This is a genomic window from Agrococcus jenensis, assembly GCF_003752465.1.
Taxonomy (GTDB): Bacteria; Actinomycetota; Actinomycetes; order Actinomycetales; family Microbacteriaceae; genus Agrococcus; species Agrococcus jenensis.
Genome location: NZ_RKHJ01000001.1, coordinates 963516 through 983044, shown reverse-complemented (window position 1 = coordinate 983044; position 19529 = coordinate 963516). Strand labels below are relative to the sequence as shown.

The following is a 19529-nucleotide window of genomic DNA, read 5'->3' as shown; positions in this document are numbered from 1 at the left end:
CGCGTATCGAGACCACGTGACGTGCACGCCCAACGCACCCGAACGCATCCGCACGCAAGCGAAGAACACGAGACCCCATGACTGACACCACACCCCCCGAGCCCTTCGACCGCGACGCGCCCGATCACGGCGCGATCGAGCAGGTCGACCTGCAGCTCGAGATGCAGCGGTCGTACCTCGACTACGCGATGAGCGTCATCGTCGGCCGCGCGCTGCCCGAGGTGCGCGACGGCATGAAGCCGGTGCACCGTCGCGTGATCTACGCGATGTACGACGGCGGCTACCGCCCCGACAAGGCGTTCTCGAAGTGCTCGCGCGTGGTGGGCGACGTCATGGGCCAGTTCCACCCGCACGGCGACACGGCCATCTACGACGCGCTCGTGCGCCTCGTGCAGCCGTGGAGCCTGCGCTACCCGCTCGCGCTCGGGCAGGGCAACTTCGGCTCCGCCGGCGACGACGAGGCCGCCGCCCCCCGGTACACCGAGACGAAGATGTCGCAGCTCGCCATGGAGATGGTGCGCGACATCGACGAGGACACCGTCGACTTCCAGGACAACTACGACGGGCGCACGCAGGAGCCCGCCGTGCTGCCGGCGCGCTTCCCGAACCTGCTCGTCAACGGCTCGGTCGGCATCGCGGTCGGCATGGCGACGAACATCCCGCCGCACAACCTGCGCGAGGTCGCCGACGGCGCGATCTGGCACCTCGAGCACCCGGATGCGTCGAAGGAGGAGCTGCAGGCGGCGCTGCTGCAGCGCATCCACGGCCCCGACTTCCCGACCGGTGCGCAGATCCTCGGCACCAAGGGCATCCAGGAGGCCTACCGGACGGGCCGCGGCTCGATCACGATGCGCGGCGTCGTCACGGTCGAGGAGATCCAGGGCCGCACCGCGCTCGTGGTCACCGAGCTGCCGTACCAGGTGAACCCGGACCGCCTCGCGGTGCGCATCGCCGACCTCGTGAAGGACGGCAAGCTGCACGGCATCGCCAACCTCGAGGACCAGACCTCCGGCCGCACCGGCCAGCGCCTCGTCATCACGCTCAAGCGCGACGCGGTCGCGAAGGTCGTGCTGAACAACCTCTACAAGCACACGCAGCTGCAGGAGAACTTCGGCGCGAACATGCTGGCGATCGTCGACGGCGTGCCCCGCACGCTCTCGATCGACGGCTTCATCACGCACTGGGCCGACCACCAGGTCGAGGTCATCGTGCGGCGCACGCAGTTCCGCCTCGCCAAGGCCGAGGCGCGCATGCACATCCTCGAGGCCTACCTCAAGGCGCTCGACGCGCTCGACGAGGTGATCGCGCTCATCCGCCGCTCGCCCACGACCGAGGCGGCGCGCGACGGGCTCATGGAGCTGCTCGACATCGACACCGAGCAGGCGAGCGCGATCCTCGAGATGCAGCTGCGCCGGCTGGCGGCGCTCGAGCGGCAGAAGGTGCACGACGAGGCCGAGGAGCTCACCGTGCGCATCGCCGACTACAAGGAGATCATCGCGAGCCCGGTGCGGCAGCGCCGCATCATCGTCGAGGAGCTCACCGAGATCGTCGACAAGCACGGCGACGACCGGCGCACCGAGATCATGCACGGCTACGGCGGCGACGTCTCGATGGAAGACCTGATCCCCGAGGAGCAGGTCGTCGTGAGCCTCACGAACGGCGGCTACATCAAGCGCACCCGCATCGACCAGTACCGCGCGCAGCACCGCGGCGGCAAGGGCGTGCGCGGCGCACAGCTGCGCAGCGACGACGTGGTCGAGCACTTCAGCGTGAACTCCACGCACGACTGGATGCTGTTCTTCACGAACCTCGGCCGCGTCTACCGCATGAAGGCGTACGAGGTGGTCGAGGCCGGTCGCGATGCGAAGGGCCAGCACGTCGCGAACCTGCTGGCGTTCCAGCCGGACGAGCAGGTGCAGACGGTGCTGACGCTGCGCGACTACGCGCAGGCCGAGTACCTCGTGCTCGCGACGCGCGACGGCCAGGTGAAGAAGACCCGCCTCGAGCTGTACGACACGAACCGCACCGGCGGCATCATCGCCGTGAACCTCGCCGAGGGCGACCGGCTCATCTCGGCGATGCTCGCGGATGCGTCCGACGAGATCCTCGTGGTGACGAAGTCGGGGCGCGCGGCGCGCTTCGCGGCGACCGACGAGGCCCTGCGGCCGATGGGCCGCAACACCGGCGGCGTGCGCGGCATCCGCCTCCGGGACGGCGACCAGGCGCTCGCGGCCATGGTGATCGGCGACGAGGGCTACGTGTTCGTCGTCACCGAGCAGGGCTTCGGCAAGAAGACGCCGGTCGCCGACTACCCGTCGAAGGGCCGCGGCACGCAGGGCGTGCTCACCTTCTCGTCCGGGGACCACGACCGCGGTGCGCTCGTGGGCGCCACGATCGTCGGCGACGGCGAGGAGCTGCTGCTCATCCGCGCCTCCGGCAAGGTCATCCGCTCGCACGTCGACGAGGTGCGCGCGACCGGCCGCACGACGATGGGCGTGCAGTTCGCCGAGAAGTCGACCACCGACCTCGTGATCTCGATCGCCCGCAACATCGAGCGCGAGGTCGAGGAGGAGGCGCTCGTCGACGAGGCCGCCCACGTCGAGGATCCCGCCGAGGCGGCGCTCACCGACGAGGCTGCCGCGGTCTCGGAGACCGATGGCGCTATCGTTGACGCCACGGACGCGGTCGCGCCCGAGGCCGCAGAGGCCGACGCCGACGCCACCGAGGAGACCGACGAATGAGCATCGCCGAGAAGCTGCAGAGCAAGACGCCTCGCCGCAGCGGCTCGAGCAAGCAGGTGCGCCTGCGACTCGTGCACATCGACTTCTGGTCTGCCATGAAGGTCTCGGCGGTGCTGGGCCTCGTGCTCGGCATCGTGCAGCTCGTGGTCACGTTCGTGATGTGGACGCTGCTGCAGGTCGTCGGCCTGTTCGGCAAGCTCGACGAGGTGCTGCGCGACATCCTGGCGCAGCCGGACTTCGCGATCACGTCGATCATCTCGCTGCCGCAGGTGATGATGTTCACGCTGCTCGTCGCGGTGCTGAACTTCGTCGTCATCACGGTGCTCGGCGCCGTCATCGCGGCGCTCTACAACATGTCGGTGCGCATCACCGGCGGCCTCCAGGTCGGCTTCGCCAACCAGTGAGCCGGCGCGGGGCCGGGTGCAGCACAGCCCGGACTTCGTGGTAGAGTCGATGCTTGTGCTCGGGGCTATAGCTCAGGCGGTTAGAGCGCTTCGCTGATAACGAAGAGGTCCCTGGTTCGAGTCCAGGTAGCCCCACCACGCACAACTCCCACGGCACGCAGGTGCCACGGGGCCTTAGCTCAGTTGGTAGAGCGCCTGCTTTGCAAGCAGGATGTCGGGAGTTCGATTCTCCCAGGCTCCACACCCAGCCCCACCCTCCGGTGGGGCTTTCGTGTTGCCAGGGGCAGTCGGCCGACCCGGTCGCGCTCCGGGCGGATGCCAGGATGGAGTCGATGGACGGGCGGATGGACGGGCGCAGGGACTGGCGCCGGCGGCTGGTGAGCGCGATCCGCACGGACCCCGCGCAGCGCCCGATGACGGAGGCGCTCCTCACGATCGACGACGTGCACGCGCGCAAGGTGATCGACCTCGCGATGCGCATCGCCGAGGCCCTCACGACGGTGGGCGCGTCCGCCAACGATGCGACCCTCGCAACGACGCGCGTCGCGGCCGCGCTCGGCATCCGGCCAGTGCACGTCGACATCACCTACAACTCCATCGGCGTCTCGTACCACCGCAACCACGACGACCTGCCGATCACGCTCATCCGGGTGGTCCGCGCGCCGGTGCCCGACCACGCGAAGCTCCAGCGGCTGCAGGCGCTCGTCGCCGAGATCGAGGGGGGCATCGCGCTCGAGCAGGCCCGCGCGCGGTTCCACGAGATCCGCCGCACGCCCTTCCTCTACCGGCCCACGTTCGTCGTGCTCGCGCAGGGCATGCTCGCGGTGGGCGTCTGCGTGCTGTTCGGGGCGTCCTGGGTGATCGCCGCGATCGCCTTCATGGCGTCGTGCGCCGCCGCGATGGCGCAGCGGGGCATGGCGCGCCTGCGCGTGCCCTACTTCTTCTCGCAGATCGTCGGCGCCCTCGTGGTCACCGCTGCGGCCGCGGCCACCGGCGCGCTCTCGAGCATGGGGGTGCCGCTCCTCGACGGCGTGCGGCCGTCGATCATCGTCGCCGCCGGCATCGTGCTCATGCTCGCCGGGCTGTCGGTCGTGGGCGCTGCCCAGGACGCGATCGACGGCTTCGCGCTCACCGCCGGCGGACGCATCCTCGACCTCGTGATGCTGACGCTCGGCGTGGTGATCGGCATCATCGGCGGCCTGTCGTTCGCGAGCTCGCTCGGCGCGGGCTTCGTCGTCACGAGCGAGGCGCCCGCGCTCGGTCCGCTGCCGCTGCAGCTCGCCGGCGCCGTCATCATCGCGGTCGCCGTCGCGCTCATGAACGGCGCGGGGCTGCGCGCGACGGTCGTGAGCGCCCTGCTCGGCGGCATCGCGTGGATCGGCTACAGCGCCGGGATCGCCGCGGGGCTCGACGTCGCGGTGGCGAGCGGGCTCGGCGCGCTGCTCGCGAGCTTCATCGGCATCGTGGTGGCCCACCGGCTCCACGTGCCGTCGATCGCGGTCACCACGGCGGCCATCGTGCCGCTCGTGCCCGGCTACGCCGTCTTCCGCGGACTGCTCGAGCTCGTGGAGTCCGACGGCAGCGCCGGGAGCCTCGTGCTGGGCGGCGCGACGCTCGTCGGCGCCGCCGCGGTCGGCATCGCGCTGGCCTCCGGGGCGTCGCTCGGGCTGTTCCTCGGGGCACCCTTCCGCGACACCGTGCAGAGCGTCGTGCGGGGCCGCGGCCGGGCGCGTTGAGCGCGCTCGAATCGCATCCACAGCAGATTCCTACTACCGTTGATGGGTCGCGATGCGTCCATCCGGCGCATCGACGACGTGCGATGCGACTGAGGGAGATGCGATGAGCGAGATGACGAGACCGGCCGAACGACCCGAGAAGCCCCGCCGGATGCCACGCCGGCCGAAGCCCCTCCACCCCGCGCTCGACGTCCCGCCCGCCCCCGCGAAGGACGCCGCAGGGCGCCCGCTCGACCGCATCGTCTTCGCCGTCGCGGCAGCCGTCGCGCTCGGCTTCGTGCTGTGGGGCGCGATCTCCACCGACTCGCTCGCCGTCGCCTCGGCCGCCGGCCTCGAGTGGGTCGTGCACAACACCGGCTGGCTGTTCGCGCTCGCCGCCACCGGCTTCGTGATCTTCATCGTCTGGATCGCGGCGAGCCGCTTCGGCAGCATCCCGCTCGGCGACGACGGCGAGGACCCCGAGTTCAGCACCGTGTCGTGGATCGCGATGATGTTCTCGGCCGGCATGGGCATCGGCCTCGTCTTCTTCGGCGTGACCGAGCCGGTCAGCCACCTCGTCACGCCCCCGCCGGGCACCGGCGGCGGCGACGAGTCCGAGGCGATCCGCACGGCGATGGCCACCACGATGTTCCACTGGTCGCTGCACCCGTGGGCGATCTACGCCGTCGTCGGGCTCGCCCTCGCGTACAGCGTGTTCCGCAAGCGGCGCGCGCTGACGATCTCGGCCGCGTTCACGTCGCTGCTCGGCAAGCGCACCGTGGACGGCCCGGTCGGCCGCGCGATCGACATCTTCGCGATCTTCGCGACCCTGTTCGGCTCGGCGACCTCGCTCGGCCTCGGCGCGCTGCAGATCGGCTCCGGCCTCGAGATCGTCGCCGGCATCGGCGAGATCGGCAACGGCGTGCTCGTCGCGATCATCGCGGTGCTCACCGCCGCGTTCGTCGTGTCGGCCGTCTCGGGCATCTCGCGCGGCATCAAGTGGCTCTCGAACATCAACATGGTGCTCGCGGCGGCGCTGGCGCTCTTCGTCTTCGTCATCGGCCCGACGATCTTCATCCTCAACCTGCTGCCGACGACGATCGGCGGCTACTTCGAGCAGCTCGCCGTGATGTCGGCCCGCACGGAGGCCGCAGGCGGCGAGGCCGTCGCCGCCTGGCTGTCGGGCTGGACGATCTTCTACTGGGCGTGGTGGGTCAGCTGGACGCCGTTCGTCGGCATGTTCATCGCGCGCATCTCGCGCGGCCGCACCATCCGCCAGTTCGTCACCGGCGTGCTCGTCGCCCCGACCCTCGTCTCGCTCGTCTGGTTCGCGATCTTCGGCGGGCTCGGCATCGACCTCGAGCGGGCCGGCGTCGACCTCGGCAGCTCCGGCAGCCCGGAGGCGACGCTCTTCACGGCGCTCGCTGAGCTGCCGCTCGCGCAGATCAGCTCGATCGTCGTCATGGTCCTGGTCGCGATCTTCTTCGTCTCCGGCGCCGACGCTGCCTCCATCGTCATGGGCACGCTCTCGCACCGGGGCTCGCTCCGGCCCGCGCGCAGGACCGTCATCTTCTGGGGCATCGCGACCGGCGCGGTCGCGGCGATCATGCTGCTCATCGGCGGCGAGGACGCGCTCAACGGCCTGCAGCAGGTGACGATCGTCGCGGCGCTGCCGTTCGTCGTCGTGATGATCGGGCTCGCGATCGCGCTCACGAAGGACCTCTCGCAGGATCCCGTCGTCGTGCGCCGCGCCTACGCGTTCGCCGCGGTCGAGCAGGCGGTGGTGGCGGGCGTCACCGAGCACGGCGACGACTTCCAGCTCACCGTCGAGCAGACCGCACCCGGCGAGGGCGTCGGCGAGATGGTGCCCACCCAGGCCATCGAGCCGACGGCGCACCCGTCCGACCCGTCGCCCGGGCCGGATGCGCCGGGCTGGCGCGGCGCGGACCGCGACGCGAGGCTCGCGGCGGAGGACGCAGACGCACCCACGGCGTCGGCCGAGCGGCCCTAGGATGGCGGGATGCGCATGCGAGTGGCCGCCTACGCCCTGATCACCAGGGGCGAGGGCGACGCGCGCGAGATCCTGCTGCCGCACTGGAACGAGGGTGGCATGAGCGGCTGGACCCTGCCGGGCGGCGGCGTCGAGCCGGGCGAGCACCCGGCCGACGGCGCCGTGCGCGAGGTCAAGGAGGAGACGGGGTACGACGTGCGGCTCACGAGCCTGCTGGGCGTCGACTCCGCCGTGGTGCCCACGAGCCTCCGGGGCGACGAGATGCAGGCGCTGCGGATCCTCTACCGCGCCGAGGTCATCGGCGGCGAGCTCACGGTCGAGGTCGACGGCACGACCGACGACGTCGCGTGGCACCCGCTGTCGTCGGTGCGGCAGCTGCGGCACGTGCATGCCGTCGACTGGGCGATCCGCCACCTGCACGACGCCGGATCACCGCTGCGCTGACCGATGCATCCGCTCGTCGTCGTCGGTCTCTGCATCATGGTGGCCAGCTGCATCGTCAGCGGCGTCGACGCCGTCCGCACGATGCGGTCGGGTCGCGAGCCCGAGCGGCGGATGCGCGCGTTCGTGCTGGCCGGCGGGCTGCTGCTGGCCGGCGGCCTGCTCGTGGTGCTCGGCGTCAGCCTCGGCTGAGCACCGCGCTGCCGCGTACGACGAAGGGGCCCCCGCCGGATGGCGGGGGCCCCTTCGTCATACGGGATCAGGCCTGCGGCGCGCCGGCCTCGGGACCGTCGGCGAGACCGCCGGAGGGCTGGTCCGTCGGGCGCGGGGGAGCGTCGATCGCGGAGTCCTCGGCGTCCGGGATCCACAGGTCGTCGTCGGCGCGGAGCGTCTGCCATGCCGCGTAGGCGGCGCTGACGACGGCGACCGAGCCGACGCCGATGAGCAGCCACTGCCAGGCGTTCGGGCCGCTCTTCTGCGCCGGGACCGGCACGAGGTCCGGCACGGTCGTGTAGCGGCGCACGTTCTCGATCGCGCTCTTCACGCGGTCGTCCTTCGCGACCTGCGCTACAGCGGCGAGTGAGCCGAGCCCCGACGCGATCGCGGGCACGACGGCGGCGTTCCAGCCGCGCGTGGCGCGCGAGATGCCGTCGCGGCCGGCGTCGACGCCGCGGTGCACGTACTGCTCGGCGGTGGGGATGAGCGACTCGGTGCCGTAGGCGCGAGCCTGGGCCTTCGCCTCGCGGGCGATGCGGGCGGCGTGCTGGCTGACGACGCGCTGCTCAGCCCAGAGCTTGTCGGCCTGCTTGCGGAGCTTCTTGATCTCCTTCGCGCGCTTGCGCGTGAGTTCGAGCGACATAGATGTCCTTCCGTGGTCGAAGCCTGGGCGTCATCCTTGCAGGTTTTCCTGAGCGAGTCACCCAGTCCGACGCGGTTTCGCTGTCGTCGAACGGGCGCATCCCGCGACCTCCGGCGACCCCCGCTGTGGGAGGATCGAGCCATGGCTCATCACACCGCTGTCGCGACGATCCGCACCAACCTCGGCGAGATCAAGGTCAACCTCCTCGGCGACCACGCCCCAAAGACCGTGCAGAACTTCGTCGAGCTCGCCACCGGCGCGCGCGAGTGGACGCACCCCGCCACCGGCGAGAAGTCCACCGCCCCGCTCTACGACGGCGTCGTCTTCCACCGGATCATCCCCGACTTCATGATCCAGGGCGGCGACCCGCTCGGCCAGGGCGTCGGCGGTCCGGGCTACCAGTTCGACGACGAGATCCACCCGGACCTCGGCTTCAACGCCCCCTACGTGCTTGCGATGGCGAACGCCGGCAAGGTCGCGGGACGCGGCACCAACGGCTCGCAGTTCTTCATCACGACGGTCGCGACCCCCTGGCTGCAGGGCAAGCACACGATCTTCGGCCTCGTCGAGGACGCCGAGTCGCAGCGCGTCGTCGACGCCATCCAGGCGGTCCCCACCGACGGCCGCGACCGCCCCCTCGACGACGTCGTCATCGAGACCGTCGAGATCGCGCAGGTCTGACCCCCCGGTGAGCGCCGCACCGCCCGCCGATCGCTGCTACAGGCACCCGGATCGGTCCAGCTGGGTCCTGTGCCAGCGCTGCGGCCGCACGATCTGCGGCGAGTGCCAGCAGCAGGCCCCGGTGGGCGTGCGGTGCCCCGACTGCGTGCGCGAGCTGCGCGCTGAGCAGCAGACGATGCTGCGCGAGACGCGCGCGTCCAACGGCGCGCCCCGCACTGCGATCGGCCGCCGAGCGCGTCAGTGGCTCGCGCAGCCCGCGCCGGTCACGATCGCGATCGCGGTGGTCACGGCTGCCGTCGGGGTGCTCCAGATCCTGCCCGGCGACCTCGCCGAGTCGCTGCTCTTCTACACGCCGTTCTCGCTGGCCGAGCCCTGGCGCTTCGTCACCTACGCGCTCGTCCACGCCGGCGTGCTGCACTTCGTGTTCAACATGCTCGTGCTCTGGATGGTCGGACCACCGATCGAGGAGCGCATCGGCAGGCTGCCGTTCCTGGCGGCCTACCTCGTGAGCGTCGCGGGTGCGGCCGTCGCGGTCGCGTGGTTCACGCCGGCCGCGGGTGTGGTCGGCGCATCCGGCGGCATCTACGCGCTGTTCGGCATGACGATCGGCATGCAGCGGATGGTCGGGCGCGTGAATCGATCGCTGCTCATCATCGTCGGCATCAACCTGGTCATCACGTTCCTGTTCGCGAGCATCTCGTGGCCCGCGCACGTCGGCGGGCTGCTCATCGGGCTCGCGCTCGGCTTCGGCATCGGCTTCGCCGACAAGCGGTCGAAGGTCAGGACGTCGACGTCGTCGTGGCTCGTGATCGGCGCGACCGCCCTCGTGCTGGCCGCGCTCTTCGCCGCGAGGGTCGCGACGCTCCTCTGAGGCGCGTCACGAGCCCCGCGCGTCACGCTCCGCGGGCCGTGGGAGCGAGTTGTCCACAATTCTCTCCACAGGTGTGGAGAACTACACCGGTGTAACTCGCTACTTCCAGCGGGTGGTCATGATGAACCCGATGAACATCACGCCGAAGCCGATCACGATGTTCCAGGAGCCGAGCGACGGCACCGGCAGGGTCGTGCCGGAGATGTAGTAGACGATGACCCACAGGAAGCCCACGAGCATGAAGCCGAACATCACGGGCTTGAACCACGCGGGGTTCCGCTGCTCGTCGTGCGGGGAACGCGCCGACTTGGCTCTCGCCGTCGACGCCTTGTCGACGGACTTCTCGCTAGGGCTCATGGCAACCCATGCTAATGCAGTCGACGCCTAGGATTGTCCTGTGGTCGGGCAGCAGCGCACGGACCGGCGCCCCCGGCGTCGGGCCACCGTGGTGAGCGTGCTCGGCGAGCTGCTGCTGACCGCGGGCGTGCTCGCGCTCGGGTACGCCGGCTGGCAGCTCTGGCTCTCGGACGCGGTGCTCGGCAGCGAGCAGCAGCAGGCCGCCAGGTCGTTCGCCGCGCAGCTGGGGCCGCTCGAGCCGGCCGAGCCGACGACCGAAGGGCTCCGCACCGACGAGCCCCCGGCCGAGGCGGCGGTCGCCGACCGCGAGTCGTTCGCCGTCATGCACATCCCTCGGCTCGGCGCCTTCCAGCGCGTCGTCGGCGAGGGCACGAGCCGCGCCGTGCTCGATTCGCTCGACCAGGGCCTGGCGCACTACAGCGACTCCGCGCAGCCGGGGGCGCTCGGCAACTTCGCGGTCGCCGGGCATCGCAACGGCCAGGGCGGCCCGTTCACCCACCTCGACGAGATGCGGGTGGGCGACCGGATCTTCGTGCAGACCGCGAACGCCTGGTACGTCTACGAGTTCCGCAACCACGAGTACGTGCCGCCGACGGCGGTGGGTGTCGTCGCGATGGTGCCGCAGCAGCCGACCACGCCCGCGGACGGCCGCTACCTCACGCTCACGACCTGCAACCCCGAGTGGTCGGCGGCTGGCCGCCTGGTGGCCTACGCCACCTTCGTCGGCTGGCAGAGCGCGGCAGACGGCATGCCGAGCGAGCTCGCCGACGCGATCGGGGCCGCCTGATGTACGCCGCGCTGTGGCGGGCGCTGCCCGGCCCGTGGCCGCTGCGGCTGCTGATCGTGCTGCTGCTGGTCGCCGCCGTCGCGGCCGCGCTCATCCTCCACGGCTACCCGTGGGTGATGCAGACCTTCTTCCCCACCCCTGACCCCATGCTCGAACGAGCACCGTCCGAATGAGCAGAGCCACCCCCATGACCCGGATCCTCGTCGTCGACAACTTCGACAGCTTCGTCTACACCCTCGCGGGCTACCTCCAGGAGCTCGGTGCCGAGGTCTCCGTCGTGCGCAACGACGAGGTCGACGCCTCGACGATCGGCGAGTGGGATGCGGTGCTGCTCTCGCCCGGACCGGGTGCGCCGGGTGATGCGGGCGTCTCCATCCCGATGGTGCATGCCGCGATCGAGCACCGCACGCCGCTCCTCGGCGTCTGCCTCGGGCACCAGGCGATCGCCGAGGCGCTCGGCGGGGTGGTGACGCACGCGCCCGAGCTCATGCACGGCAAGACGAGCCTCGTCGACCACGACGACTCCACGATCTTCCACGGCCTGCCGAGCCCGCTGACCGCGACCCGCTACCACTCGCTCGCGATCGTCGACGGCACGATGCCGGAGGCGCTGCGGGTGACCGCGCGCACGGCGGGTCCCGGCGCGGTCATCATGGCGGTCGAGCACCGCGACGCGCCCGTCTGGGGCGTGCAGTTCCACCCCGAGTCGGTGCTGACCGAGGGTGGCTACCGGATGCTGGGCAACTGGCTCGAGGCGGCAGGTCTCGCGGGCGCCGCCGAGCTCGCCGCCGGACGAGCGCCGCTCGTCACGCTCGCGCCGCCGCCCGACCACGTGGCCTGACGCGCGCTCCGGGCGTCAGCCCTCGTCGCCGCCGCCACCCTCTTCGCCGCCGCCCTCTTCGCCGCCGTTGCCGCCGCCGTTGTCCCCACCCTCGGGCTCCGTCGGCTCGGCCGGGGGCTGGGTGGGCTGGGTCGGCGGGGCCGGTGCCGGAGCCGGCGCGGGGCGGGACTGGCCGTTGCAGTAGAGCAGCGTGATCGTGCTGCCCTGGGGGTGCGCGCCCGGCGTGAGCGACTGCTCGACCACGTCGCCGCCTCGGCAGCGGGTCGTGAAGCGGCGGTCGACGGTCAGGCCGAGCGCCGACAGCTCCTCGGCGGCCGCGGCGATCGGCCGCTCGAGCACGTTCGGCACGTCGACGAGCCCGGACGACAGCACGAGGTTGACGGTGGCGCCGCGCGCGACGTCGGTGCCGGCGCTCGGGTCGGTGCTGATGACGAGGTCCTGCGGCACGGTCGACGAGTTCTCGCGGGTGACCGAGCCGACGCTGAAGCCGCCGGCCTCGAGCGCCTGCCTGGCCTGCGCCTCGCTGAGGTTGGCGACGCTCATGAGCGGCGCGGGTGGTGGGCCGTTGGAGATGACGAGCGTCACGGCGGCGCCGGGCGAGACCGTGATGCCCGCATCCGGCTCCGTCCGCAGCACCGTGCCGGCCTCCGCCTCGTCGATGACGCGCCGCACCTCGGGGGTGAGGCTCGCCTCCTCGATCGCGGTGATGGCCGCCTCCTCCTCGAGCCCGGAGACCGTGGGGACCACGGTCGAGAGCCCGGCGATCGGCAGGCTGCCGCCGAGGCTGACCGCCCAGACGACCGCGCCGACGACGAGCACGCCGATGAGCGCGACCGCGGCCCAGAGCCAGACGAGGTGGGGGCGGCGGCTCCGCTGCACCGGCTGCTCGACCTCGGGCTCGGCGTCGTCAGCGGCGAGCGCCGCGAACATCGTCGTCGCCGCGCCGATCTCGAGCGGCGCGGTCTGCGTGCGCACGAACGGCACGAGCACCCCGGCGAGCGCGTCGTCGAGCGCCTCCTTGAACTCGCTCGCCGTCTGGAAGCGGTCGCCGCGGCGCTTCTCGAGTGCCTTGGTGACGATCGAGTCCATCTCCGGCGTGATGCCGGGCGTGATCGACGACGCGAGCGGCGGCTCCTCGGCGACGTGCTGGTAGGCGACGCCCACCGCCGTGTCGGCCTCGAAGGGCGCGCGGCCGGTGAGCAGCTCGAAGAGGATGACGCCGGTCGAGTACAGGTCGGTGCGCGCGTCGACGGTCTCGCCGCGGGCCTGCTCAGGGGAGAAGTACTGCGCCGTGCCGAGGATGAGGCCGGTCTGCGCGACGTTCGCGCTCGTCTCGCTGACGGCGCGGGCGATGCCGAAGTCCATCACCTTGATCTGCCCGCCGGGCGTGACCATGACGTTGCCGGGCTTGATGTCGCGATGCACGATGCCCGCGCGGTGGGAGTACTCGAGGGCGGTGAGGATGCCCTTGGTGATGCGCACGGCCTCGGCCTCGGAGAGCGGGCCCTCGGCGATGATGTCCTTGACCATCCGGCCGTCGACGTACTCCATCACGATGTACGGCACCGCGGCGGGCTCGCCGTGCGGTCCCACGGCGGGCTCCTCGCCGGCGTCGAAGACCCGCACGACGGTGGGGTGCGACATGCGCGCCGCCGACTGCGCCTCCTGGCGGAAGCGGGTGCGGAACTCCGGGTCGAGCGAGAGCTCGGGCTTCAGCAGCTTGACCGCGACCTGCCGGTCGAGCCGCGTGTCGCGCGCGCGGTGCACCTGCGCCATGCCGCCCTGGCCGATCAGGTCGCCGATCTCGTAGCGGTCGCCGAGGGTCCGCAGCGACGCGATGATGCTGTCGGTCATCGCTGGTCCTCTCGTCGTGCGTGGCCTTCGACCCTGCTCGCGCGGGGATCCGTCGATTCTACGGCACCCGGCGGTTCAGGGCCCGTCGGTCGGCTCGACGGGCAGCGTCTCGATCGGCTCCGTCGGCGTCGGGGTCGGCTCCGGCTCGGGCTCCGGCGTCTCCTCGGCGGTGGCCGTCATGGTGAGCGCGGGCGACGAGCCGCTCGTGAGCGTCTCGCCGTCGGGGATCTCGCAGCGGTAGACGTACGAGACCGATGTCTCGCCGGCGGGCACGGTCGTGAAGTCGAGCTGCGCGGTGCCGGTCTCGAACGTCTCGGTCTGCCCGTCGGGCCACACGACCGTCGCGGTGTACCCGCCGAGCGTGTAGCCGGCCGGGCAGCTCGCGGCGTCCCAGACGACCGAGACCGCGGCGCCCGCCGTCACGGCGGCAGGGTCCGATCCGTCCGACAGCCGCGGCGCCGCGGTCGGGTCGGCGATCTCGGAGACCGGGCCGTAGATCGTGCCGGTCACGGTGGAGCCCTCGGCGACCGGGCCGGTCGGGTTCACCGCGTAGACGAGCCCGATGTCGGCGGGGTCGGTCGCGGCGTTGCCCGTCTCGACGTCGGCGACGAGCCCGAGGCCCTCGATCGCGCCGCGGAACTCCGTCTCGTCCATCCCGATGAACGTCGCCTCGTCGATGTCGACCGTCGCGGCGGTGCTCTCGGTCGGCTGCTGCGACGTCTCGGTCGCGGCGGGCGGCGTCTGGTTGCCGTTCAGCAGCATCAGGGCGATCGCGACGCCGGCCGCCACGAGCAGCACGGCGAGGATCACGACGGGCCAGATCCACGGGTTCGTGCGGCGCTTCTCGGCGTCGCGCGTCGTCGTGGTCGTGCGCGTCACCGGCAGCGCGGCCGTCGCCGGGCTCGACTGCGTCGTGATGACGCGGGTCGCCGCCTGCGTGGGCGAGTCGATCGTGGCGAACGAGTCGGTCGATGCGATGCCCGGCACGATCGCCGCGGCGCCCGCGATGTCGCCGCGGCGCAGCATGGTCGCCGCGCGCGAGAGGTGCGCCGCCGACGTCGGCCGGTCGGCGGGGGTCTTCGCGATGCACGACAGCACGAGGTTCCGCACCGGCTCGGGCACGGTGCCCGGCAGGTCCGGCGGCGCGTCGTTGATGTGCGCCATCGCGATCGAGACCTGCGACTCGCCCGTGAACGGCCTGCGGCCCGCGAGGGCCTCGTACGCGACGATGCCGAGCGAGTAGATGTCGGTCGCGGGCGCGGCCTGCTGCCCGGAGGCCTGCTCGGGGGAGAGGTACTGCACCGTGCCCATCACCTGGCCGGTGGCCGTGAGCGGCACCTGGTCGGCGATCCGGGCGATGCCGAAGTCGGTGATCTTGACCCGGCCCTCGGGGGTGATGAGCAGGTTCCCGGGCTTGATGTCGCGGTGCACGAGCCCCGCCTGGTGGGCGGCGTGCAGCGCGGCAGAGGTCTGCGCGACGATATCGAGCACCTTGTCGGCCGAGAGGGTGCGGTCGCGGTCGAGGATCGCGCTGAGCGGCTCGCCCGGCACGAGCTCCATCACCAGGAAGGCGCTGCCCTCCTCCTCGCCGTAGTCGAAGACGTTGGCGATGCCCTCGTGGTTCACGAGCGCGGCGTGCCGGGCCTCGGCGCGGAAGCGCTCGAGGAACCCGGGATCGCCCATGTACTCGTCCTTGAGGATCTTCAGCGCGACGGTGCGGCCGATCACCTGATCGGTCGCCTGCCACACCTCGCCCATGCCGCCGATGGCGATCCGGCTGGACAGCTGGTATCGCCCACCGAAGGTGAGTCCGCTGGAAGGTCTCATGAGTTCAGCACCGCCTCGATCACTGCTCTCCCGATTGGCGCGGCGATCACGTTTGAAGTATCACCGACGATGTTCTCATCTGGCACGACCACGACGGCCACCGCCACGCTCCGATCGTCGAGCTCTCCGTAGCCTGTGAACCACAGGTTGAAGGGCTCGTTGTTCTCACCGGTCTCCGCGGTGCCGGTCTTGCCGCCCACGGTGACGCCCGGGATCTGCGCGTTCGTCGCGAGCCCCTCGTTGACGGCGAGCTCCATCGCGGCGCGCATCTCGGCGGCCGTGGCCGACGACACGGGGTTGCCCATGATCGTCGGCTCCGGGTCGTCGAGCACGTCGAGGTTCGGCGCCAGCACGCGGTCGACCATGTTGGGCCGCATGAGCGTGCCGTCGTTCGCGATCGCCGCGGTCGTCATCGCGATCTGCAGCGGCGTCACGCGCACGTCGAACTGGCCGAACGAGGTGAGCTGCAACTGCGAGGGATCGAGGTCGCTCGGGTACCTGCTGGGCTGCACCGAGACCGGGATGTCGAGGTCCTGGCCGTAGCCGAACGCGGCGGCCTGCTCGGCGATCGCGTCCTCGCCGAGCTCCTCGCCGAGCAGGGCGAAGGGGATGTTGCACGACAGGCTCAGCGCGGTCTCGAGGTTCACCCGCTCGCCCGGCCCGCAGGTCGTGCGGGACGCGTTGCGGATCTCGGTCGACGTGCCGGTGAGCGTGAGCGTCTCGGGGTTGTCGAACTCGGAGTCGAGCGTGTAGCGGCCCGACTCGAGCGCCGCGGCGAGCACGAGCACCTTGAAGACCGAGCCGGGGAAGTAGAGGTCGCCGGCGATCGCGCGGTTCTGCAGCGGCTGCTCGGGGTCGTTCAGCAGCTGGTTGTAGGTCTCGGTGACGGCGGCCGTGTCGTGCAGGGCGAAGGCGTTCGGGTCGAACGTGGGGCTCGAGTACATCGCGAGCACGTCGCCCGTCTCGGTGTCGAGCGCGACGACCGCGCCCTCGCGCGCGCCGAGCGCATCCGCCGCGGCCTGCTGGGCGGCGCTCGAGATCGTCAGCTCGACCGACGAGCCGGCCGGGTCCTGACCCGTGAGGGTCGCGACGATCTGGTCGAGGAACTGGCTGTTCGCGGTGCCGGTGAGCTCCTCGTTCATGGCGCCCTCGATGCCGGTGTTGCCCTGGCCGAGGGTGTTGTAGCCGGTGACCGGCGCGTAGAGCGCGCCGAGCGGGTACTCGCGCTGCCACTCGTACTCGTCGTCCGACGGCGTCGAGAGCGCGACTTGCACGCCGTCGACGACGATCGAGCCGCGCTCGACCGCGAACGAGTCGCGGAGCGTGCGGGTGTTGCGCGGGTCGCCGTGCAGCGCATCCGCCTGCACCGCCTGGATCATCGTCGACGAGCCGAAGAGGCCGACGAACATGATGAGCAGCAGCGTGCTGATGCGGCGGATCGGCCGGCGCATGCTCTGCTCCGGGTCCGGGTTGCTGGTCATGCGATCCCCCTTCCGCGCACCGAGTCGCTCAGCCGCAGCAGCAGCGCGACGATGAGCCAGTTGGCCAGCAGCGAGGAGCCGCCGGCGGCGAGGAACGGCGTGGTGAGGCCCGTGAGCGGGATGAGCCTCGTGACGCCGCCCACGACGATGAACACCTGCAGGCCGATCGCGAAGGCGAGGCCGATCGCGAGCAGCTTCGTGAAGTCGTCAGGACCCTGGAAGCCGACGCGCACGCCGCGCGAGACGAGCACGAGGTACAGCGCGAGGATCGCGAAGATGCCGGCGAGGCCGAGCTCCTCACCGAGCGACGGGATGATGTAGTCGCTGTTGGCGTAGGGCGTGATGCCCGGCCGCCCCAGCCCGAGGCCGGTGCCGAGCAGGCCGCCGTGCGCCATGCCGAAGACGCCCTGCACGATCTGGAACGAGCCGCCCGTCGCGCCGTAGACGTCGGCGTCGAACGCGTGGATCCACGCGTGGATGCGGCGCTGCACGTAGCCGAGCGTGAAGTAGGCGGCGACGCCGCCGAGCGCGACGAGGCCGACGCCGATGAGCATCCACGAGCGGCGCCCGGTCGCGACGTAGATCATCACGAGGAAGAGCCCGAAGTAGAGCAGCGAGGTGCCGAGGTCGCGCTGGAACACCAGCACGAGCATGCACATCGCCCAGACGATGAGGATGGGGCCGAGGTCGCGCAGGCGCGGGAACCGGATGCCGAGGAAGCGCTTGCCGACCACCGAGAGCGAGTCGCGGGCGGTCATGAGGTAGCCGGCGAAGAAGATCGCCAGCGCGATCTTCGCGAGCTCGCCCGGCTGCAGCGAGACGAGGTCGCCGACGCCGATCCACACGGTCGCGCCGTTGATCGTGCGGCCGAGGCCGGGCACGAGCGGCAGGATGAGCAGCAGGATCGCGACGGCCATCGCGAGGAACCGGTAGCGGGCGAGCACGCGGTGGTTGCGCACGACGACGATCGCGACGATCGCGACGATGATCGCCATGCCGGTCCACGCGATCTGCCGCATCGAGGCGGCGTCCCAGCCGGTGACGCCCTCGTCGATGTCGATCCGGTAGATCATCGCGATGCCGATGCCGTTGAGCGCGGTCACCACCGGCAGGATGATCGCGTCCGCCTCCCGCGCGACGACGCGGAGCGTGATGTGCAGCGCGAGCGTGAGCACGCCGAGCCCCGCGGCGAGCTGCAGCGGGAACAGGTCGACGCGCTGCAGCGCGCCGAGCTGCACGAGCACCATGGCGCCGCCGGCGATCACCCAGGCGATCACGAGCAGGAAGAGCTCGAGGTTGCGCAGCTTCGCGGGGTTGCGGATGCGCACCTTGATGGCCTCGGTCACGTCGCGCAGCTGCACGATGCCGGTCTGCAGCGCGTTCGGGGAGGTCCGGTCGGACGGTGTCGTCTGCTGCGTCATGGCGATCGCTCCAGTCGCTCGATCACGGCTTCGGCGTCGGCCAGCGAGTCGGCCGAGATCGTCTGCTCCACGCTGCGGCGGTTGAAGGGGGTGAGGTCGTCGACCGCGATGTCGGTCTCCTCGACCTGCGTCGCGAGCACGATCGGCCCGATCTGCTGCTGGATGCCCTGGTAGATCGCGACGTTCCCCGCCTCGTTGACGCCGACGAAGTAGCGGTCCTGCGTCCAGGTGTAGAAGAGCACCGAGAGGATGCCGATGCCGATCACGGCGAGGGCCGCGCCGACGCTCCAGCTGATCCGCCGGTTGCGCCGCATGCGGCGCTGCTCGGCGAGCAGCTCCTGCAGGAACTCCTCGCTCTCGGGCTCGAAGTGCTCGAACGCCGGCTGCTGGCGCGACTGGCGCGGGTGGAGCAGCAGCTGGCCGAGCGAGACCGACGTCCGCTCCGGCTCGACCGCCTCGTAGGAGATGGGGGCGGCGGCGGAGCCGACCGTGGTCGGCTCGATCGACGAGCGGCGGCGCTCGTCGATGTCGCAGAGCACGACGGTGACGTTGTCGGGGGCGCCGCGGGAGAGCGCCTCGTTGACGAGGCGCTGCACGGTCGACGGGGTGTCGAGGCCCTGCTCGAGGATCGCCCGCAGGCGCTCCTCGTCGACGTAGCTCGACAGGCCGTCGGAGCAGACGAGCCACCGGTCGCCGGGGAGCGCGTCGTGGACGGCGGTGTCGATCTCCGGGTCGGTCTCGACGTTGCCGAGCACGCGCATGACGACGTTGCGCCGCGGGTGGTGCTCGGCCTCCTCGCGCGTGATGCGCCCGGCGTCGACGAGCCGCTGCACGAAGGTGTGGTCGGTGGAGATCTGCTCGAGCGCGCCGACGCGGTAGCGGTAGATGCGGCTGTCGCCGATGTGCGCGAGGCCGATGCGGTCACCGACCCGGATGATGCCCGAGCCGGTCGTGCCCATGCCCGAGAGCTCCGGGTGCTCGACCATCGCCTGCTGCAGCGCGTCGTTGCCGGTGCGGAGCGCCTGGGCGAGGGCCGCGGCCGCCTCCTCGGCGGTCGCGTACTCGCGGTCGGCCTCGCGCGCCTTGCGGGTCACGATCGCGCTCGCGACGTCGCCGCCCGCGTGGCCGCCCATGCCGTCGGCGACGAAGCACAGGTAGGTCCCGGCGTAGCCGGAGTCCTGGTTCTCCGAGCGGATCCTGCCGACGTGGCTGATCGCGGCCGCGAGGGGTGTGCTCAA

Annotated in this window: 18 protein-coding genes and 2 tRNA genes; 13 read left to right on the top strand and 7 right to left on the bottom strand. The window is 71.3% G+C overall.

Annotated elements, in window-relative coordinates:
* Positions 1-77: 77 nt before the first annotated feature.
* The 8 genes from gyrA to EDD26_RS04800 all read left to right on the top strand — a co-directional run bounded on the left by gyrA (position 78) and on the right by EDD26_RS04800 (position 7504).
* Positions 78-2741, top strand: coding sequence for a DNA gyrase subunit A (gyrA, locus tag EDD26_RS04835; RefSeq protein WP_123696668.1), 2664 nt, complete (start codon positions 78-80; stop codon positions 2739-2741).
* On the top strand, positions 2738-3145 hold the full coding sequence (locus tag EDD26_RS04830) for a DUF3566 domain-containing protein (RefSeq protein WP_123696667.1): 408 nt from the start codon (positions 2738-2740) through the stop codon (positions 3143-3145). Before gyrA ends, EDD26_RS04830 begins: the two co-directional genes overlap by 4 nt.
* 61 nt (positions 3146-3206) lie before the next feature.
* A tRNA-Ile gene (locus EDD26_RS04825) sits at positions 3207-3283 on the top strand.
* A gap of 30 nt (positions 3284-3313) precedes the next feature.
* A tRNA-Ala gene (locus tag EDD26_RS04820) sits at positions 3314-3386 on the top strand.
* A 91-nt stretch (positions 3387-3477) separates the two neighbouring features.
* Positions 3478-4881: a threonine/serine exporter family protein gene (locus EDD26_RS04815; protein WP_170165533.1), complete on the top strand. Its 1404-nt coding sequence runs from the start codon at positions 3478-3480 to the stop codon at positions 4879-4881.
* Positions 4882-5032: 151 nt separating this feature from the next.
* Positions 5033-6871, top strand: a complete 1839-nt coding sequence (locus EDD26_RS04810) for a BCCT family transporter (RefSeq protein ID WP_123696665.1) — start codon at positions 5033-5035, stop codon at positions 6869-6871.
* Positions 6872-6880: 9 nt separating this feature from the next.
* The gene (locus EDD26_RS04805; RefSeq protein ID WP_123696664.1) at positions 6881-7315 is read left to right on the top strand and encodes an NUDIX hydrolase; all 435 of its coding nucleotides are present in this window, start codon (positions 6881-6883) and stop codon (positions 7313-7315) included.
* Between the two features lie 3 nt (positions 7316-7318).
* On the top strand, positions 7319-7504 hold the full coding sequence (locus EDD26_RS04800) for a hypothetical protein (RefSeq protein ID WP_123696663.1): 186 nt from the start codon (positions 7319-7321) through the stop codon (positions 7502-7504).
* 67 nt (positions 7505-7571) lie between these two features.
* Here EDD26_RS04800 and EDD26_RS04795 read toward each other — a convergent pair whose 3' ends face one another.
* Complete coding sequence (locus EDD26_RS04795; protein ID WP_123696662.1) at positions 7572-8171, bottom strand: hypothetical protein; 600 nt, start codon at positions 8169-8171, stop codon at positions 7572-7574.
* Positions 8172-8312: 141 nt separating this feature from the next.
* Between EDD26_RS04795 and EDD26_RS04790 the strand changes: the two genes are divergently transcribed.
* Both EDD26_RS04790 and EDD26_RS04785 read left to right on the top strand, forming a co-directional pair.
* On the top strand, positions 8313-8852 hold the full coding sequence (locus tag EDD26_RS04790) for a peptidylprolyl isomerase (RefSeq protein WP_123696661.1): 540 nt from the start codon (positions 8313-8315) through the stop codon (positions 8850-8852).
* Between the two features lie 121 nt (positions 8853-8973).
* Positions 8974-9723 (top strand): rhomboid family intramembrane serine protease, encoded by a 750-nt coding sequence (locus EDD26_RS04785; protein ID WP_123696660.1) that lies wholly within the window; start codon positions 8974-8976, stop codon positions 9721-9723.
* 99 nt (positions 9724-9822) lie between these two features.
* Here EDD26_RS04785 and EDD26_RS04780 read toward each other — a convergent pair whose 3' ends face one another.
* The gene (locus tag EDD26_RS04780) at positions 9823-10080 is read right to left on the bottom strand and encodes a cell division protein CrgA (protein ID WP_123696659.1); all 258 of its coding nucleotides are present in this window, start codon (positions 10078-10080) and stop codon (positions 9823-9825) included.
* A 40-nt stretch (positions 10081-10120) separates the two neighbouring features.
* Here EDD26_RS04780 and EDD26_RS04775 point away from each other — a divergent pair, with 40 nt between their 5' ends.
* Genes EDD26_RS04775 through EDD26_RS04770 form a run of 3 tightly spaced genes read left to right on the top strand, consistent with a single transcriptional unit; the run spans position 10121 to position 11708 of the window.
* Positions 10121-10867 (top strand): class E sortase, encoded by a 747-nt coding sequence (locus tag EDD26_RS04775; protein ID WP_123696658.1) that lies wholly within the window; start codon positions 10121-10123, stop codon positions 10865-10867.
* Positions 10867-11040 (top strand): hypothetical protein, encoded by a 174-nt coding sequence (locus tag EDD26_RS14610; RefSeq protein WP_170165531.1) that lies wholly within the window; start codon positions 10867-10869, stop codon positions 11038-11040. The genes EDD26_RS04775 and EDD26_RS14610 overlap by 1 nt, the downstream gene beginning before the upstream one ends.
* Positions 11041-11054: 14 nt before the next feature.
* Complete coding sequence (locus EDD26_RS04770) at positions 11055-11708, top strand: anthranilate synthase component II (protein ID WP_123696657.1); 654 nt, start codon at positions 11055-11057, stop codon at positions 11706-11708.
* Between the two features lie 15 nt (positions 11709-11723).
* Here EDD26_RS04770 and pknB read toward each other — a convergent pair whose 3' ends face one another.
* The 5 genes from pknB to EDD26_RS04745 form a co-directional block, all read right to left on the bottom strand.
* Positions 11724-13562 (bottom strand): Stk1 family PASTA domain-containing Ser/Thr kinase, encoded by a 1839-nt coding sequence (pknB, locus tag EDD26_RS04765; protein WP_123696656.1) that lies wholly within the window; start codon positions 13560-13562, stop codon positions 11724-11726.
* Between the two features lie 75 nt (positions 13563-13637).
* On the bottom strand, positions 13638-15389 hold the full coding sequence (locus tag EDD26_RS04760; protein ID WP_123696655.1) for a protein kinase domain-containing protein: 1752 nt from the start codon (positions 15387-15389) through the stop codon (positions 13638-13640).
* Positions 15386-16870, bottom strand: a complete 1485-nt coding sequence (locus EDD26_RS04755; RefSeq protein WP_342769293.1) for a peptidoglycan D,D-transpeptidase FtsI family protein — start codon at positions 16868-16870, stop codon at positions 15386-15388. Before EDD26_RS04755 ends, EDD26_RS04760 begins: the two co-directional genes overlap by 4 nt.
* The gene (locus tag EDD26_RS04750) at positions 16867-18291 is read right to left on the bottom strand and encodes an FtsW/RodA/SpoVE family cell cycle protein (protein WP_123696654.1); all 1425 of its coding nucleotides are present in this window, start codon (positions 18289-18291) and stop codon (positions 16867-16869) included. Before EDD26_RS04750 ends, EDD26_RS04755 begins: the two co-directional genes overlap by 4 nt.
* A complete protein-coding gene (locus EDD26_RS04745) occupies positions 18288-19529 on the bottom strand; it encodes a PP2C family protein-serine/threonine phosphatase (protein WP_123696653.1) in 1242 nt (413 codons plus the stop codon). The genes EDD26_RS04750 and EDD26_RS04745 overlap by 4 nt, the downstream gene beginning before the upstream one ends.

What these genes read in the sequence shown, in the direction of transcription:
- pknB (WP_123696656.1), bottom strand. Translation starts at nt 13,562, where the DNA reads ATGACCGACAGCATCATCGCGTCGCTGCGGACCCTCGGCGACCGCTAC.
- EDD26_RS04770 (WP_123696657.1), top strand. Translation starts at nt 11,055, where the DNA reads ATGACCCGGATCCTCGTCGTCGACAACTTCGACAGCTTCGTCTACACC.
- EDD26_RS04780 (WP_123696659.1), bottom strand. Translation starts at nt 10,080, where the DNA reads ATGAGCCCTAGCGAGAAGTCCGTCGACAAGGCGTCGACGGCGAGAGCC.
- EDD26_RS04750 (WP_123696654.1), bottom strand. Translation starts at nt 18,291, where the DNA reads ATGACGCAGCAGACGACACCGTCCGACCGGACCTCCCCGAACGCGCTG.
- EDD26_RS04795 (WP_123696662.1), bottom strand. Translation starts at nt 8,171, where the DNA reads ATGTCGCTCGAACTCACGCGCAAGCGCGCGAAGGAGATCAAGAAGCTC.
- EDD26_RS04810 (WP_123696665.1), top strand. Translation starts at nt 5,033, where the DNA reads ATGCCACGCCGGCCGAAGCCCCTCCACCCCGCGCTCGACGTCCCGCCC.
- EDD26_RS04790 (WP_123696661.1), top strand. Translation starts at nt 8,313, where the DNA reads ATGGCTCATCACACCGCTGTCGCGACGATCCGCACCAACCTCGGCGAG.
- EDD26_RS04760 (WP_123696655.1), bottom strand. Translation starts at nt 15,389, where the DNA reads ATGAGACCTTCCAGCGGACTCACCTTCGGTGGGCGATACCAGCTGTCC.
- EDD26_RS04830 (WP_123696667.1), top strand. Translation starts at nt 2,738, where the DNA reads ATGAGCATCGCCGAGAAGCTGCAGAGCAAGACGCCTCGCCGCAGCGGC.
- EDD26_RS04800 (WP_123696663.1), top strand. Translation starts at nt 7,319, where the DNA reads ATGCATCCGCTCGTCGTCGTCGGTCTCTGCATCATGGTGGCCAGCTGC.
- gyrA (WP_123696668.1), top strand. Translation starts at nt 78, where the DNA reads ATGACTGACACCACACCCCCCGAGCCCTTCGACCGCGACGCGCCCGAT.
- EDD26_RS04815 (WP_170165533.1), top strand. Translation starts at nt 3,478, where the DNA reads ATGGACGGGCGGATGGACGGGCGCAGGGACTGGCGCCGGCGGCTGGTG.
- EDD26_RS04805 (WP_123696664.1), top strand. Translation starts at nt 6,881, where the DNA reads ATGCGCATGCGAGTGGCCGCCTACGCCCTGATCACCAGGGGCGAGGGC.
- EDD26_RS14610 (WP_170165531.1), top strand. Translation starts at nt 10,867, where the DNA reads ATGTACGCCGCGCTGTGGCGGGCGCTGCCCGGCCCGTGGCCGCTGCGG.
- EDD26_RS04755 (WP_342769293.1), bottom strand. Translation starts at nt 16,870, where the DNA reads ATGACCAGCAACCCGGACCCGGAGCAGAGCATGCGCCGGCCGATCCGC.